The sequence below is a fragment of the Erythrobacter sp. KY5 genome (assembly GCF_003264115.1).
Taxonomy (GTDB): domain Bacteria; phylum Pseudomonadota; class Alphaproteobacteria; order Sphingomonadales; family Sphingomonadaceae; genus Erythrobacter.
This window is the reverse complement of record NZ_CP021912.1, coordinates 1,562,012-1,575,996: the sequence shown is the minus strand read 5'-3', so window position 1 is coordinate 1,575,996 and position 13,985 is coordinate 1,562,012. Positions and strand designations below refer to the sequence as shown.

The following is a 13,985-nucleotide window of genomic DNA, read 5'->3' as shown; positions in this document are numbered from 1 at the left end:
CACGTCGCAATGTCCAGCACCCAGACCATCCCCGATCAGGACGCGCTGCGCCGTGTAGGCAGACAGGTTCGCGAGCGCCTCGAAAACGATGCCGGCGTCTACAAGATCGACACGCCCATGGCCGAACTCTACGCGGTCGGAGACTTCCTGAGCCTCGCCGAATGCGAGCGGCTTTGCCTGATGGTCGATGATACCGCGCGCCCCTCTTCACTGCACGAGATCGGTTACGACAGCGGCTTTCGCACCTCCTATTCCGGCGACCTCGATCCCCATGACAGCTTCGTCAAAGGGATCGGGCGGCGCATTGACGATCTGCTCGGCCTGCCATCAGAGATCGGCGAGGCGATCCAGGGGCAGCGCTATCTTCCTGGCCAGCAATTCAAGCCGCACAATGACTGGTTCTATACGAGCGAAAATTACTGGAAGGACGAACGCCAGCGCGGCGGTCAGCGCAGCTGGACAACGATGGCGTTCCTGAACGACGTTGAAGAAGGCGGCGAAACCCACTTCACGCACATTGGCATCAAGATCGAGCCCAAGCCCGGCGTCCTGCTGATCTGGAACAACGCGCTTCCCGACGGCACTCCCAACGAAGACACGATGCACGCCGGCACCCCTGTGGTGAAAGGCGCGAAGTACATCATCACCAAGTGGTATCGCACGCGCAAATGGAAGTAGGAAAGGGGTTGACGTTGCGAAGCCGCATCCACGGCTTCGTCCTCGCTAGACGTGCTCCGCTTCGCTACGCACCCGCTGCGGACGGGCGGTCGCCCTTGCGGCGCTTTGCGCCGTTTGGTGGGACCTAACCTTTGCGCGCGACTAAGCCCGCGCCAACGCCTCCGCGATCAGCTTCCTCGTTGGCGCAATGCCGTAGAGCTTGATGAAGCTGCCCATGCGCGGCCCCTGCTCAGAACCAAGCAGCGTTTCGTAGAGCGCACGGAACCAGTCGCGCAAGGATTCGAAACCGAACTCCTCGCGCTTGCCGATCTCATAGACCATCGTCTGCAGCACCTCTGCATCCGCATCCTCGGGAGCTGCCGCAAGCTGCGTATCGAGCTCGGTCAGAGCCAGCACTTCGCCCCCTGCCGGAGCGCGCTTCTTCAATGTCGGCGCCACGAAGTCGCGGTTGTAGTTCACCGCCGCATCGATCAGGCCCAGCAGCGCGGGATCCTCAACCGGTTCGCCAGTATAGGCCGCCACGTATTCGGCGAGGTTCTCAGGCGTCGCTTCCAGCCCCAGCACGCTGACGAGGTTGAGCAACAGGCTGTAAGGCACGCTCAAAGCATCGCCTGCGCCGGGGGCATCAGGCCCTTCGATCCGTTCGTTCGCGCGTTGCAAATGCCAGACCGGATTGCCCAGCTGCTTGTCGAGCGGTTGCTCGGCAAGGCGTTCGCGAAACTGCCAGTAATCGTCGATCGCCTTGGGGATGACGCCTGCGTGCAATTGCTTTGCGCTCTTGGGATTGGCGAAGATGTAGAAGCCGAGGCTCTCCTCGCTTCCATATTGCAGCCACTCGTCGATCGACAGGCCATTGCCCTTCGACTTGCTGATCTTCTCGCCCTTGGCATCGAGGAACAGCTCGTAAATCAGGCCTTCGGGCTTGTTGCCGCCCAGCACGCGCGCGATCTTGCCCGACTGCACGCCGCTATCAGTCAGGTCCTTGCCGTACATCTCATAGTCGACGCCAAGCGCGACCCAGCGCATCGCCCAGTCGACCTTCCACTGGCACTTGGCCATGCCGCCGAGCGCGCTTTGTTCGACCATGCTGCCGTCTTCATCGGTGAAGCGGATCGTACCGGCGTCCGCGTCGACCACCTCGATAGGCACCTGAAGCACCGCGCCGGTGGTCGGGCTGACGGGCATGACTGGAGAGTAGGTCTGCTGCCTCTCTGCCCCCAGCGTCGGCAGCATGATGTCCATGATCGCATCGAAATTGCGCAGCACTCCGCGCAAGGCATCGTCGAACGCGCCCGAGTTGTAGCGGTCGGACGAGCTCACGAACTCGTAGTCGAAGCCGAACTGGTCGAGGAACTCGCGAAGCTTGGCGTTGTTGTGCGCGGCGAAGCTTTCATGGCTTGTGCCGAACGGGTTCGGAATGCGCGACAGCGGCTTGCCGAGATTGGCTTCGAGCAGCTCCTTGTTCGGCACGTTGTCGGGCACCTTGCGAAGACCGTCCATGTCATCGCTGAACGCGACAAGGCGCGTTGGCTCACCCGTCAACGCCTCATAGGCGCGGCGAACGAGCGAGGTGCGCAGCACTTCCTGAAAGGTGCCGATATGCGGCAGGCCCGACGGGCCGTAACCTGTTTCGAACAGCACAGGCTCACCGTTCGCTTTTCCACCGCGCAGCCGTTTTGCGAGGCGCTGAGCCTCCTGAAAGGGCCATGCTTTGGAATTGCGTGCGGTTTCGATGAGCGTTTGGTCTGTCATAGTTTTGCGGCCTTTAAGCAAGCGAAGCCATGTTGCAAGCGCGAAGGCTTGCGCTTGGTTCCCGAAACTGGCCGGAACATGGACCACGCAAGGCCCCGTTTGGAAAAACCGCAAGCCCGGCGCGGAGCCCGGTTTCCTGCGGGCTTGAAGCGAAAAGGGCGTGTTGGATGTGTGACTTTTCAGGTTCCGGCAATTCAAACAGGCGACATGGTTCGGGCAACGAAAGGCCCGCGCCGATCATACCAAAGTGCCTGATTGTAGGACAGCGCGGCCCTGCGCGAGACTGGACCGCTAGACCAGCTGTCGCCCTATCCGCTGCTGGTTTCCAGAAACGCGACCTTGCCGTCGTTCGTGATTTCGTATTCCGAATATGAGCAGCACATCTCCCTGCCCCCTTCAAATACATAGCCAAGCGAGAGAAAGACGTTCTCGCCCTTCACTCCGCTTTCGTGGACCTTCAGCTGCGGCGCGCCCGGGATGAAGTTCAGTTCATAAAGAGCGCGGATCTGTTCGCGGCCCATGGCGACAAAACCATCAGCGCGCACCACCGCATCGGGAGCGAATGTCGCAACAAAGGCATCGAGATCGCCTGAACGATAGGCGTCGACATGGCGCTGAATCGCGGCGATTTTGGCGGCTTGCTGCGCATCTGCACTGACCGTTTCAGATGCCTTCTGCACGGGTTCTTCAGCCAATGCGGCCGCCGGAGCACCCATCGCAAGCAAGGCAAGCGGAGCAAGGGCAATGCGCATGATTGGTCTCCTTCGATAGCTAGTCACAGAACTATTGAGGCCATTCGTTTACAACTGGTTTAGGCGGGGCCATCTTGGGTGTCAGTGTCGTCTCCTGCTCCCCTCCCCTTGCCCGCCCTTCACGCCAGCCATGGTGGCAACTGGCTGCACCCTGCCAATGGCGCGACCGAAGCGGTGTCTAAAGGCGATGCGATCATGGCCGCGGCCGATACGCCAGTCGTGCTCTTGAATGCGCCATTGGTGGCAAACCGGCTGGGCTATCCCGACCTTTCGGGGCTGGACGTGCTGGAGCTGTTCGCGTTCGTTCACCCGGCGCGCTTCTGCGTGCCGACGCCGCGGGGGCTTGCACAGGCGCTGGGGTTGGAGGAGCCGGAAAGCGACCAGCATGTGCCCGGCTTCCTGCTCGAAGCGGCAGGGGCGCTGGTTGCCGCCTGCGAAGACCCCGAATGGTTCGAACGCGCCGGCGCGTGGAGCTCGCTTCATTCGCTCGAACGGCTGCGCTGGCCGTGGGCGCAGGTGCTCAAACCACATATCAAGCGTCCCGAGAAAGCGGAAAAGTGGCTGTTCGCCGCACTGCCTGAATGGGAGGAGACGGGCGAGCGCGCACCCCCGCGCCAGGTCGAATTGCCCGAGGCCGATGTGCTGGGCGAGCTTGACGCGCTGACCGGCGAAGGCTCCGAAAAGCGCGAGGGGCAGCGCAAATACTCAACCGAGGTCTCGCGCATTTTCGCCCCGCGCGACCGGCGCGAACTGCCGCATGTGGCGCTCGCACAGGCGGGGACCGGGATCGGCAAGACGCTGGGCTATCTTGCGCCTTCCTCGCTCTGGGCCAAGCAATCGGGCGGGACTGTGTGGGTGTCGACCTTTACCAAGAACCTGCAACGCCAGCTTCGCTCTGAAAGCAGGCGCGCATGGCCGCTGAAACGCCCCGATGGCACGCCGCCTGTCGTTGTGCGCAAGGGGCGCGAGAATTACCTTTGCCTGCTCAACCTCGAAGACGCGCTGCAAGGCGGGTTTGCGGGTCGCCCGGCGGTGCTTGCGCAATTGGTCGCGCGCTGGGCGAGCTTTACCCGCGATGGCGACATGATCGGCGGCGACCTGCCCGGCTGGCTCGGCACGCTGTTTCGAAAACGCGGGATCGCGGCGCTGACCGACCAGCGCGGCGAGTGCGTCTATGCCGGGTGCCCGCATTACCGAAAGTGTTTTATTGAGCGCGCGGGACGCGACAGCGCTCAGGCCGACCTTGTCATCGCCAACCATGCGCTTGTGATGGTCAACGCGGCGCGCGGGCGCGACCACGCACAGCGCCCCACCCGCATCATCTTCGACGAGGGCCATCACGTCTTCGAAGCCGCCGACAGCACCTTCGCCGCGACGCTTTCAGGGCAGGAGGCAATCGAGCTGCGGCGCTGGATCATCGGACCGGAGCGCAAGAATCGGGGACGCAGGCGCGGCCTTTCCGCACGCCTCGCAGATGTGGCCAGCTATGACGATGAAGGCGGCGAAGCGATCGAGGCGGCGTGCGAAGCGGCACAGGCTTTCCCCGGCGAAGGCTGGCTGCAACGCCTGATCGAAAACGAACCCTCAGGCCCGATCGAAACCCTGCTCGGCGCGGTGCGCACGGCGACCTATGCGCGCGATGAGAGCGGGCAGGAGGCAGGCTACGGGATCGAGACCGAGGCGAGCGGGCTTCCCGGCGAGGTGATCGAAGCGGCAAGCGCGGCGGGCGAGGCTCTCGCCGCGATCCGCACTCCGCTGATCCGGCTGGGCGGCAGGCTGGAGGCGATCCTTGCCGATCCGCCCGACTGGCTCGACGGGGCAGGCCGCGCGCGGATCGAAGGGGCGCGATTCTCCCTGCAATGGCGCGTCGATCTGCTGGCTGCGTGGGAATCGCTGCTAGACCGGCTGGGCGGTCCTGCGGACCCCGAATTCGTCGACTGGCTTGCGGTCGACCGTTCCGATGCGCGCGAGTTTGACGTCGCGATCCATCGTCGCTGGCTTGACCCGATGAAACCGTTTGCGCGGGTCGTGCTGGAGCCTTCTCACGGCGTGATGCTGACCAGCGCGACACTCACCGACCGCATCGGCACCGGCGGCGATCCGTGGGAGAGCGCAATCCGGCGCGCCGGTGCAAACCATATCGAGAGCACTCCCACGCTCTCGGCAGCGGAAAGCCCGTTCGATTATGCGAGTCGCGCCGAGGTTCTGATCGTAACCGATGTGAAGAAAGGTGACCTCCCCGGCCTTGCGGGAGCCTATGCCCGGCTGATCGAGGCATCGGGCGGAGGCGTCCTTGGCCTGTTCACCGCGATCCGGCGGATGCGCGCGGTGCATGGCCGCATTGCGGACCGGCTCGCACGCGAAGGCCTGCCGCTTTACGCGCAGCATGTCGATCCGATCGACACGGGCACTCTGGTCGATATCTTCCGCGACGATCCGCGCGCGAGCCTGCTTGGCACCGATGCGCTGCGCGATGGTGTCGATGTGCCGGGCCGGTCCCTGCGCTGCGTGGTGATGGAGGCGGTGCCGTGGCCGCGCCCCGATATCCTCCACAAGGCCCGCCGCGCCGCCAATGCGCAGGACGGCGGGACCGGCAGCCAGTATGACGACCGCATTATCCGCGCGCGGCTCGCGCAGGCTTTCGGACGGCTGATCCGCAACAAGGACGATGCCGGGCATTTCGTGGTCCTGTCCTCCGCGTTCCCCTCGCGCCTGCTGTCGGCGTTTCCGGAAGGAACAGCTGTTCGGCGCGTCACGCTCGACGAGGCGTTGGCGCGTGTGCGCGAGGGACTTATCGGCGAAGAACCGAGCGAAACCGCCCAAAACACTGGCGCGCTGGACGACAATATTCCAGATAGGCTCACATGATAGAACTGGTGGATTACCACTTGAGGCTCATCACCATCGGCACGGGCCTTTTGCTGCTCGCTCTGACCATGTCGAACGAGGTGCGCGCAAAGATCAAGCTGCCGCTCGCCGGCATGATTGTTGGCGCGGTGTTCTATCTCATCAGTGCATCGCCGCTGATGATGGCGCAAAGCCCGCTCGACCCATGGATCGACCTTTTCTCCATCAGCACGCCGTTCTGGATCTGGCTTTTCGCTCGTCGGCTGTTCGAGAGCGAGCCCGATCCCCGCATGCTTTACGGCGCGGTCGCTGTGCTGTTTGTGGGCTGGATCATCGGCAATTTTGTGCCCTCGACATGGCCTGCGGGGTTTCTGATCCTGCATTTTGCCCTGCTCGCTCTGATCGGAGACGTGGTGCGTGTCGGCCTGTTCGAGCGTGAGGACGATCTGGTCGAACAACGCCGCATCATCCGCTTATGGCTTCCCGCGCTGATTTCGGCTCAGGCTGCCGGGATACTGATCTTCGAACTGTTCGAGCTGTTCTCGGGTCTGGACGGTCGCTTGCCGATCGCCAACCTCATCAATTCGATGCTCATCATGATCCTGATGCTGTTTTCCGGAGTGGCGCTGTTGCGCACGGACCCGGTGCTGCTTGTCGAGACACGAGACGACGCGCCCGGCGAAGAAACCGCGCCCTTGCTCGACCTGTCCCCTTCTGAAAGCGTGCTTCACGAAAAGCTCAAGGCCGCCATGGCGCAGGGTGCCTATCGCGAACCGGGCCTCACGATACCGGCGCTTGCCGCGCAGCTCGATACGCCCGAACATCGCCTTCGCGCGCTGATCAATCAGCGGCTCGGCCATCGCAATTTCTCCGCCTTTCTCAACCGCCACCGAATCGCTGAGGCGAAAGAGCGGCTTTCGGACAAGAAGGCGGTCGACCTGCCCGTGCTCACCATCGCAATGGACCTGGGGTACAATTCGCTCACCCCGTTCAACCGCGCATTTCGCGAGCAGACAGGCACAACTCCCAGCGAATTCAGGCGCTTGTCGATTGCGAACGGTTCCGACGAAGCGGGCGTTACACAGGGACTTCAGAACTGAAAAAAGCTGGTCGATTCCGAAAATGACCGACATTTTCCAGCGTCGACGAGCCTGCGAGCGCCGGGTCTGGCAACAAAGTCCGCATCACTTGCATGAAGGACATCTGACGCATGATCATCCCGGTTTCTGAAACGGCTGAAAAAGGGTCGCTCGAATATGCGCTGGCGAAGGTCGCCAACCATTTTGCCGACGTCCTCTATTTCGACTTGAGCCGCTATCTGATCGCCGCCGGAGTGCTCAGCGCGTTTCTGATCGTGCTGAAAGTGTGGGCCGACAATCGCCGCATTCAGAACCGGCGCGCGACGGGGAGCGATTACAAGCGCGAGTTTTTCTCGTCGATCCGCACCGTACTGGTCTTTGCCTTCATGACGCTGGCAACGCTGGTCGGGCGCGAGATGGGGTGGATCACGCTGAAGCTGGAATCGGCCAGCCTGTTGCTGATCGCGTGGCAGTTTGCGCTGATCGTGCTCGTCCACGATGCCTATTTCTATTGGATCCACCGGGCGATGCATTCCAGGCGCCTGTTCCGCGCGACCCACCTGCACCACCACAAATCGCGCACGCCGACACCGTGGGCCGCCTACAGCTTTTCCACCTGGGAAGCCGCGTTCGAGGCCGCATACATGCCGCTGTTCCTGTTCGTCACGAGCCAGCTTGGCATCGCCTATGCAGGCCTCGCAGTGTTCCTGTTCATGTGGCACATGATCATCCGCAACGTCATGGCCCATGCGGGCAGCGAATTGTTCCCTGCCGGCTGGGTCGATAACGGGCTGACACGCTGGATCAGCACCACGACGCATCACGACCTCCACCACTCCGAAGGCCGCTACAATTACGGTTTCTACTTCACGTGGTGGGATCGCTGGATGGGGACCGAACACCCCGATTATGCCGCGCATTTCCGCCGGAACGCCAAGCCGGTGATCATGTGGGGGACGCGCGAAAGCGAGCGTCCGGCGGCTCCCACCACCTGAATTTTCTCCTGAACGGGCAGCCCGCTCTCCTCGCGCGGCTGCCCAGGGCGGCAGCCTATCGCAGCGCTCTCCCCAGATTGGCGCTGACGACAGGCTGCCGCATTTTCACATGGGGGATTGCATGGCATGGTGTAGAACGTGCAAAGCGGCGCCGCGGCGGTGGGCCGCTTCTATGGTGGGGATTTTAGGCACTTGGCGAAACTACTTGGCCTTTTCCGACATGCCAAAAGCGATTGGGGCGACGGAGCGCAGCGCGACTTCGACCGCGGCCTGAACGAACGCGGCGTCAAGGGCGCTGCCGTGATGGGCGACCATATCCGCGCGCACGGGACCCAGTGGGATCGCCTGATCGGTAGTCCGGCCATTCGCGTTGTCGATACGCTGAAAGGCGCCCTGCCGGAAATGCCCGCAATCTATGATGAGCGGCTCTATCTGGCGAGCTCCGACACCATTCTCGAAGTCGCGCAGGCCCATGCCGGAGAGGGCGAGGACGAAGCCCATTCCATCCTTGTATCGGGTCACAATCCCGGAATGCAGGAAGTGGTGCTCGACCTTGTTTCACCCAGCCACGAAAACGATCTGTTCCGCGAAGCCGTGGTGAAATTCCCGACGGCGACCTTTGCCGTGCTGGAATGCAATATCGAAAGCTGGTCCCAGCTGAAGCCGCGCTGCGCAAAGCTCATTCACTTCGCGAGGCCCCGCGATATTGATCCGGATCTGGGCCCCGGCGCCTAGTCTTCCAGCACCTGTCGCGGTCCGGGCCCCTTTTCGCCCAGCCGGTCATCAGGATTGTAGATCGCACATTTCTCAAGACTGAGGCACCCGCAGCCGATGCAGCCATCGAGCCTGTCACGGGTACGCTCAAGCTCCCGGATGCGGCTGTCGATCCGGTCGCGAATTTTCGCGCTGATCGCCCGCCAGTCGCGCGCATTGGGCGTGCGCCCATGGGGCAGTCCGCGCATCACCTCGTCGATCTCGCCCAGTGTCAGGCCAAGCTGCTGCGCAATCAGGATGAAGCTGAGCCGCCTGATGTCCGAGCGCAGAAAGCGTCGCTGGTTCCCGCCGGTTCGGACAGGCTCGACCAGCCCCTTGTCTTCGTAAAACCGGATTGCCGAAACCGACAGGCCGGTGCGGCGTGCCATTTCGCCGATGGGGACGAGGTCTTTCGAAGAGAGCTTTTTTGCCATGGTTTTCAGGTTAGCGCAGAAATAGCTTGATCTCAAGTTAGGTTGAGATTGCAGAGTCAGTGGCGACGATGATTCGCTGTGCCCATCCAAGGCGCTCGAATCGAGCGACCCGCACGAAAGGAACTTTGCCATGCCAAAAGGAAGTATCGAACACGCCAACCTTACCGTCACCAACCCCGCCCGCAGCGCCGAACTGTTCAGGCAGATGCTCGGCTGGGAAACCCGCTGGAGCGGTCATTCGCAGATGGGGGGCGACACGATCCATGTCGGCCAGCCCGGCAATGGCGCGACATACATGGCGCTCTACACCAATGATGACGTGCGCGCCGATAAGGACCGCCATTATTCCAAGGGCCAGCCGCTCAACCATGTCGGCCTGCTTGTCGACGATCTCGAGGCGGCGGAACGGGTGGTTATCGCAGCCGGTCTCGAACCGTTCGGGCATGACGATTATGAACCGGGCAAGAGGTTCTACTTCTTCGACTGGGACGGCATTGAATTCGAAGTCGTCAGCTATGCAGGAGCTGCATCATGAACGAGCCGATCCTGCGCGAACCGATGTTCAGGACGCGCCCGGGCGGCGATAGCGCGATCCGCTTGTGGCGCGCGCTTCTCTTACGCCCCCGCATTCCCGATGATGAAACACGCAATCGCCATCAGAGCGCCCGCCCACCGGTTCGAACGGAACCGATCAAGCGGATTGGCGGGATCCTCCGGGTCGAGCGTTGCGACCTGCCAGGTCAGGTGGAGTGCCACCGGCAACAGCGTGAGCAGCGCGAACACATCCGGGCGATAGAGCCACACCCCCAGCCCCCACAGGCCGATGGTCGCGGCATAAAAAGCGGCAACTCCCCCACGAAAGCCTGATCCCATGCGAAGCGCGCTCGACTTGATGCCGACTAACGCATCGTCCTCGCGGTCCTGCAGGGCGTAGATCGTATCGTAACCGATCACCCAGCAGATGCAGCCAGCGTAAATCGCGGCAAGCGCGTCCCAATTGTCGAAGCGCAGCTGCGTCCACGCAACCAGCAGCCCCCAATTGAACACCATGCCGAGCCACGCCTGCGGCCACCATGTGATGCGCTTCATGAAGGGATAGGCCGCGACCAGAGCAAGGCTTGCGAGAGCAACAATCTGCGCCTCTAGCCGCAATTGCAGCAGCACCAGAAGGCCAATCAGGCACAGGAAAATGAGCCAGCCCCACGCGACCTTCTTGCTCACCCGGCCGCTCGCCACGGGCCGCGCGGCGGTGCGCGCGACGCTTGCGTCCAGCTTCGCATCGACAATATCGTTGTAGACGCACCCCGCCCCGCGCATCGCGATGGCGCCCAGCAGGAACCACCCGATCAAAGCGAATTGCGGTCCCGCCCCTGCGAGCCACACCCCAAACACGCATGGCCAAAGCAGCAACCACCAGCCAATGGGACGGTCAAAGCGCGCAAGCTGCGCCAGATCACGCGGCAATTGCGGCAGACGCTCGATCAGCCCGCGATGCTCTGTGTCTGGGACGATATCGGCTGTCACAGGCTTCTGATTCCCCGGCTGTCATGCTCATCGAGCTTTGCGGCTCGCCAGCCGATGACGCAGGCGATGAACATGGTCAAGTTGCCTGCGAAATCGAGCATCCCAAGCGAAGTCAGAACCGGCACTTCGTAATGAAAGTACCAGTTGAACGCGAAGAACGGCAAAAGGACGACAGCGAAGGTCGCAAAGGCGCGCGAACCCCATCTGACCACCAGCGCCATGATCCCGAACATCACCGCCTGCGCACCGAAGCAAGCCATCATGAAGCGCGTGACGAAAGTGTTTTCGCGATAGGGTTCGCTCAGCGCCAGTTCGATGACGCTGGACGGGGCGAACAAGGCCCACCCTCCAAGCATCAGGAACACAGCGGCGATAAGATATTGGCAAATGCGCGCGGTCATGACTTGCACCCTAGCCTCGCTCGCGCCTAGGGGCAAAGCCATGCCCGCTACACCCGCCTGGCCCCCGAAATCCGCACCGCGCCTGTTCGTCGAGGACGAGCTTGGCGAAGGACGCATCTTCGCGCTTGATGGAAACCGGGCGCATTATCTCGGCAAGGTCATGCGCGTCGCGCCGGGCGATACGGTGATCCTTTGCGACAACATAACCGGCGAATGGGCCGCGCGGGTCGGGCAGGTGGAAAAGCGCCGCGTGGACTTGACGGTGACGGACCATCTGCGACCTCGCGAAGATGTGCCCGACCTGTGGCTGTGCCCTGCCCTGCTCAAGAAAGACCGCTTCGACCTCGTGCTTGAAAAGGCGACCGAGCTGGGCGCGGCGAGCATTCAGCCGGTGATCACCCGCCGCTGCGTCGCGGACAAGCTCAATATGGAGCGCGCGCGCACAATCGCGACCGAAGCCGCCGAGCAATGTGCGCGAACGGCGCTGCCGGACATTGAAGAGCCTCTGAAACTCGACGCGATGCTGGCCCAGTGGCCGCAGGATCGTGCGCTGTTCTTCGCAGACGAGGAAGGCGGCGACCATGCAGCCGATGCGTTCTGTTTTCACGAAGGACCAGCCGCCATCCTGATCGGTCCCGAAGGCGGCTTCGACGATGCGGAGCGCGCCGCCATCCGCGCTCATCCACAAGCGCGCGCTGTATCGCTCGGGCCCCGTATCCTCCGCGCGGAAACCGCTGCGATTGCAGCCTTGTCGGTGTGGATGGCCGAGGCGGGCGACTGGCCCGACATTGGCGAGCCATAGAATGCCTTTGCGCGATCAAACGCAAATTACACTTTCCAGCGTCAATTCCGTTTCCTAGGGCAACTTTCGAAAGAGAGCCTGAATGAGCACACGCGAAGCATCCTCCTCCGACGAGCCGATCCTCGAAGGGATGGACGACCTCACCGCTCCCATGCGGAAAGGGGAAAAACCGAAAGCGGACTGGCGCATCGGGACCGAACACGAAAAGTTCGTGTATCACACAGGCGACAAGCACGCTCCGTCCTATGACGAGGAAGCGGGCATTCGCGATATCCTGATGAGCCTTCGCGAATTCGGTTGGGAGCCGATCGAGGAAAACGGGCACGTCATCGCCATGAAAGGCGCAGACGGCACGGTAAGCCTTGAACCCGCAGGTCAGCTGGAGCTGTCAGGTGCACCGCTCGAAAACCTGCACGAAACGTGTAACGAAACCGGGCGACATCTGGCGCAGGTGAAGAAGATCGGTGAGCGTTGCGGCGTGGGCTATCTCGGCCTTGGCATGTGGCCCGACAAGACCCGTGAAGAGCTGCCGGTCATGCCCAAGGGCCGCTACAAGATCATGATGAACCACATGCCCAAGGTGGGCAATCTGGGTCTCGACATGATGCTGCGGACCTGCACCATCCAGGTCAATCTCGACTATTCATCCGAAGCCGACATGGTGAAGAAGTTCCGCGTCGGGCTCGCGTTGCAACCGTTGGCGACGGCCCTGTTCGCAAACTCGCCATTTACCGAGGGCAAGCCGAACGGATACCTTTCCTACCGCAGCCATATCTGGTCGGACACCGACCCGCACCGCACCGGCATGCTGCCCTTCGTCTTCGAAGATGGCTTCGGATACGAACGCTGGGCTGAGTACATGCTCGACGTGCCGATGTACTTCGTCTTCCGCGACGGCAAATATATCGACGCAGCCGGCCTTTCCTTTCGCGACTTCATGGACGGCAAGCTCTCGGTCCTGCCCGGCGAACGTCCAACGGCGAGCGATTGGTGGGACCACCTTTCGACCGCTTTTCCCGAGGTGCGTCTCAAAAGCTTCCTCGAAATGCGCGGAGCCGATGGCGGGCCGTGGAGCCGCATTTGCGCGCTTCCCGCCCTGTGGGTCGGCCTGCTCTATGATCAAGGGGCGCTTGATGCCGCGTGGGATCTGGTCAAGGACTGGACGATGGAAGAGCGCGAAACCTTGCGCACCGACGCGCCCAAGCTGGGACTTGCCGCAAAGATACCGGGTGGCGGCACGATGCAGGATCTTGGCCGTGAAGCGCTCAGGATCGCGCATTCAGGCCTCGCGGCGCGCGGCAAACTGAACGCGAGCGGCGACAACGAAACCGGCTATCTCGAAACGCTCGACGAAATCGTCTCGACAGGTAAAGTGCCCGCACAAAGGCTGCTCGACGCCTATTACGGCGAATGGGGCGAGGACGTGTCGCGAGTTTACAAATACTCGTTCTGAGCGCCCCTTTCCTTCCTATCGAGGGCAACAAGGGGAGAGGGAAAATGCTGATAGTCCTGGCCGAGGCGACACTGGGTGATGGCGCCCTTGACGCAGGGCACGATGCCTTTCGCGCCATGATCGAAGCGTCGCGCGAGGAGGACGGTTGCCTCGGCTATTCCTACGCAGTCGATATCCTCGACGCCTCGATATTCGTGATTGTCGAAAAATGGGTCGATGACGCCGCGCTCGCATACCACTTCCAGACCCCGCACATGGCCGCGTTCCAGAAAGCGCTGCAAGACCTCGACATCGAGATCACCGAGCTTGCCAAGCATCAGGCCGATGACGGTTCGCCCTTGATGTGATTTGTCGCTTTTAGTCTCATCAGCCAATATTTCGAAGACCCTCCGCCGAAAAAATAAGTTTCGACGAGCTAAACTGACTGATTTATTTAAAGAATTTTGCCGTTTGAATACAATCAATTAGATTGGGCAGCTGACAATTGTGCACCTCCTTAAAGCAAATGGGGGAAA

Annotated in this window: 14 protein-coding genes; 9 read left to right on the top strand and 5 right to left on the bottom strand. The window is 62.0% G+C overall.

All coding sequences use genetic code 11. The features are described 5' to 3' along the window. The first annotated feature begins 9 nt into the window (after window positions 1-9). Entirely contained in the window at window positions 10-678 is a 669-nt protein-coding gene (locus CD351_RS07440) for a 2OG-Fe(II) oxygenase (RefSeq protein ID WP_111992005.1), read from the top strand. A 141-nt stretch (window positions 679-819) separates the two neighbouring features. Here CD351_RS07440 and CD351_RS07435 read toward each other — a convergent pair whose 3' ends face one another. Together CD351_RS07435 and CD351_RS07425 are read right to left on the bottom strand one after the other, a co-directional pair. Next, window positions 820-2,430, bottom strand: a complete 1,611-nt coding sequence (locus tag CD351_RS07435; protein WP_111992004.1) for a lysine--tRNA ligase — start codon at window positions 2,428-2,430, stop codon at window positions 820-822. 308 nt (window positions 2,431-2,738) lie between these two features. Further along, window positions 2,739-3,182, bottom strand: coding sequence for a nuclear transport factor 2 family protein (locus CD351_RS07425; protein ID WP_111992002.1), 444 nt, complete (start codon window positions 3,180-3,182; stop codon window positions 2,739-2,741). 78 nt (window positions 3,183-3,260) lie between these two features. Between CD351_RS07425 and CD351_RS07420 the strand changes: the two genes are divergently transcribed. From CD351_RS07420 to CD351_RS07405, 4 genes are all read left to right on the top strand, one after another. Continuing rightward, window positions 3,261-6,050: an ATP-dependent DNA helicase gene (locus CD351_RS07420; protein ID WP_111992001.1), complete on the top strand. Its 2,790-nt coding sequence runs from the start codon at window positions 3,261-3,263 to the stop codon at window positions 6,048-6,050. After that, entirely contained in the window at window positions 6,047-7,129 is a 1,083-nt protein-coding gene (locus tag CD351_RS07415) for a helix-turn-helix domain-containing protein (protein WP_111992000.1), read from the top strand. The genes CD351_RS07420 and CD351_RS07415 overlap by 4 nt, the downstream gene beginning before the upstream one ends. Before the next feature lie 110 nt (window positions 7,130-7,239). Then, window positions 7,240-8,103 (top strand): sterol desaturase family protein, encoded by an 864-nt coding sequence (locus tag CD351_RS07410; protein WP_111991999.1) that lies wholly within the window; start codon window positions 7,240-7,242, stop codon window positions 8,101-8,103. Window positions 8,104-8,295: 192 nt separating this feature from the next. Further along, on the top strand, window positions 8,296-8,838 hold the full coding sequence (locus tag CD351_RS07405; protein WP_111993652.1) for a histidine phosphatase family protein: 543 nt from the start codon (window positions 8,296-8,298) through the stop codon (window positions 8,836-8,838). Here CD351_RS07405 and soxR read toward each other — a convergent pair. Further along, window positions 8,835-9,290 (bottom strand): redox-sensitive transcriptional activator SoxR, encoded by a 456-nt coding sequence (soxR, locus tag CD351_RS07400; protein ID WP_111991998.1) that lies wholly within the window; start codon window positions 9,288-9,290, stop codon window positions 8,835-8,837. The genes CD351_RS07405 and soxR overlap by 4 nt on opposite strands. Before the next feature lie 130 nt (window positions 9,291-9,420). Between soxR and CD351_RS07395 the strand changes: the two genes are divergently transcribed. Further along, window positions 9,421-9,825, top strand: coding sequence for a VOC family protein (locus CD351_RS07395; RefSeq protein WP_174214254.1), 405 nt, complete (start codon window positions 9,421-9,423; stop codon window positions 9,823-9,825). Between the two features lie 80 nt (window positions 9,826-9,905). On the opposite strand, the gene ubiA is transcribed toward CD351_RS07395, so the two are convergent. After that, window positions 9,906-10,814: a 4-hydroxybenzoate octaprenyltransferase gene (gene ubiA / locus CD351_RS07390; protein ID WP_111991996.1), complete on the bottom strand. Its 909-nt coding sequence runs from the start codon at window positions 10,812-10,814 to the stop codon at window positions 9,906-9,908. Then, the gene (locus CD351_RS07385) at window positions 10,811-11,215 is read right to left on the bottom strand and encodes a hypothetical protein (protein ID WP_111991995.1); all 405 of its coding nucleotides are present in this window, start codon (window positions 11,213-11,215) and stop codon (window positions 10,811-10,813) included. The genes ubiA and CD351_RS07385 overlap by 4 nt, the downstream gene beginning before the upstream one ends. A 40-nt stretch (window positions 11,216-11,255) precedes the next feature. Here CD351_RS07385 and CD351_RS07380 point away from each other — a divergent pair, with 40 nt between their 5' ends. The 3 genes from CD351_RS07380 to CD351_RS07370 all read left to right on the top strand — a co-directional run bounded on the left by CD351_RS07380 (window position 11,256) and on the right by CD351_RS07370 (window position 13,817). After that, window positions 11,256-12,017, top strand: a complete 762-nt coding sequence (locus CD351_RS07380) for a 16S rRNA (uracil(1498)-N(3))-methyltransferase (RefSeq protein ID WP_111991994.1) — start codon at window positions 11,256-11,258, stop codon at window positions 12,015-12,017. Window positions 12,018-12,099: 82 nt separating this feature from the next. Further along, entirely contained in the window at window positions 12,100-13,470 is a 1,371-nt protein-coding gene (locus tag CD351_RS07375; RefSeq protein WP_111991993.1) for a glutamate--cysteine ligase, read from the top strand. A gap of 44 nt (window positions 13,471-13,514) precedes the next feature. After that, the gene (locus CD351_RS07370) at window positions 13,515-13,817 is read left to right on the top strand and encodes a putative quinol monooxygenase (RefSeq protein ID WP_111991992.1); all 303 of its coding nucleotides are present in this window, start codon (window positions 13,515-13,517) and stop codon (window positions 13,815-13,817) included. The last annotated feature ends 168 nt before the right edge of the window (window positions 13,818-13,985 follow it).

Coding starts and splice junctions, on each gene's coding strand:
- CD351_RS07440 (WP_111992005.1), top strand. CDS start 10: ATGTCCAGCACCCAGACCATCCCCGATCAGGACGCGCTGCGCCGTGTA.
- CD351_RS07435 (WP_111992004.1), bottom strand. CDS start 2,430: ATGACAGACCAAACGCTCATCGAAACCGCACGCAATTCCAAAGCATGG.
- CD351_RS07425 (WP_111992002.1), bottom strand. CDS start 3,182: ATGCGCATTGCCCTTGCTCCGCTTGCCTTGCTTGCGATGGGTGCTCCG.
- CD351_RS07415 (WP_111992000.1), top strand. CDS start 6,047: ATGATAGAACTGGTGGATTACCACTTGAGGCTCATCACCATCGGCACG.
- CD351_RS07410 (WP_111991999.1), top strand. CDS start 7,240: ATGATCATCCCGGTTTCTGAAACGGCTGAAAAAGGGTCGCTCGAATAT.
- soxR (WP_111991998.1), bottom strand. CDS start 9,290: ATGGCAAAAAAGCTCTCTTCGAAAGACCTCGTCCCCATCGGCGAAATG.
- CD351_RS07395 (WP_174214254.1), top strand. CDS start 9,421: ATGCCAAAAGGAAGTATCGAACACGCCAACCTTACCGTCACCAACCCC.
- CD351_RS07385 (WP_111991995.1), bottom strand. CDS start 11,215: ATGACCGCGCGCATTTGCCAATATCTTATCGCCGCTGTGTTCCTGATG.
- CD351_RS07380 (WP_111991994.1), top strand. CDS start 11,256: ATGCCCGCTACACCCGCCTGGCCCCCGAAATCCGCACCGCGCCTGTTC.
- CD351_RS07375 (WP_111991993.1), top strand. CDS start 12,100: ATGAGCACACGCGAAGCATCCTCCTCCGACGAGCCGATCCTCGAAGGG.
- CD351_RS07370 (WP_111991992.1), top strand. CDS start 13,515: ATGCTGATAGTCCTGGCCGAGGCGACACTGGGTGATGGCGCCCTTGAC.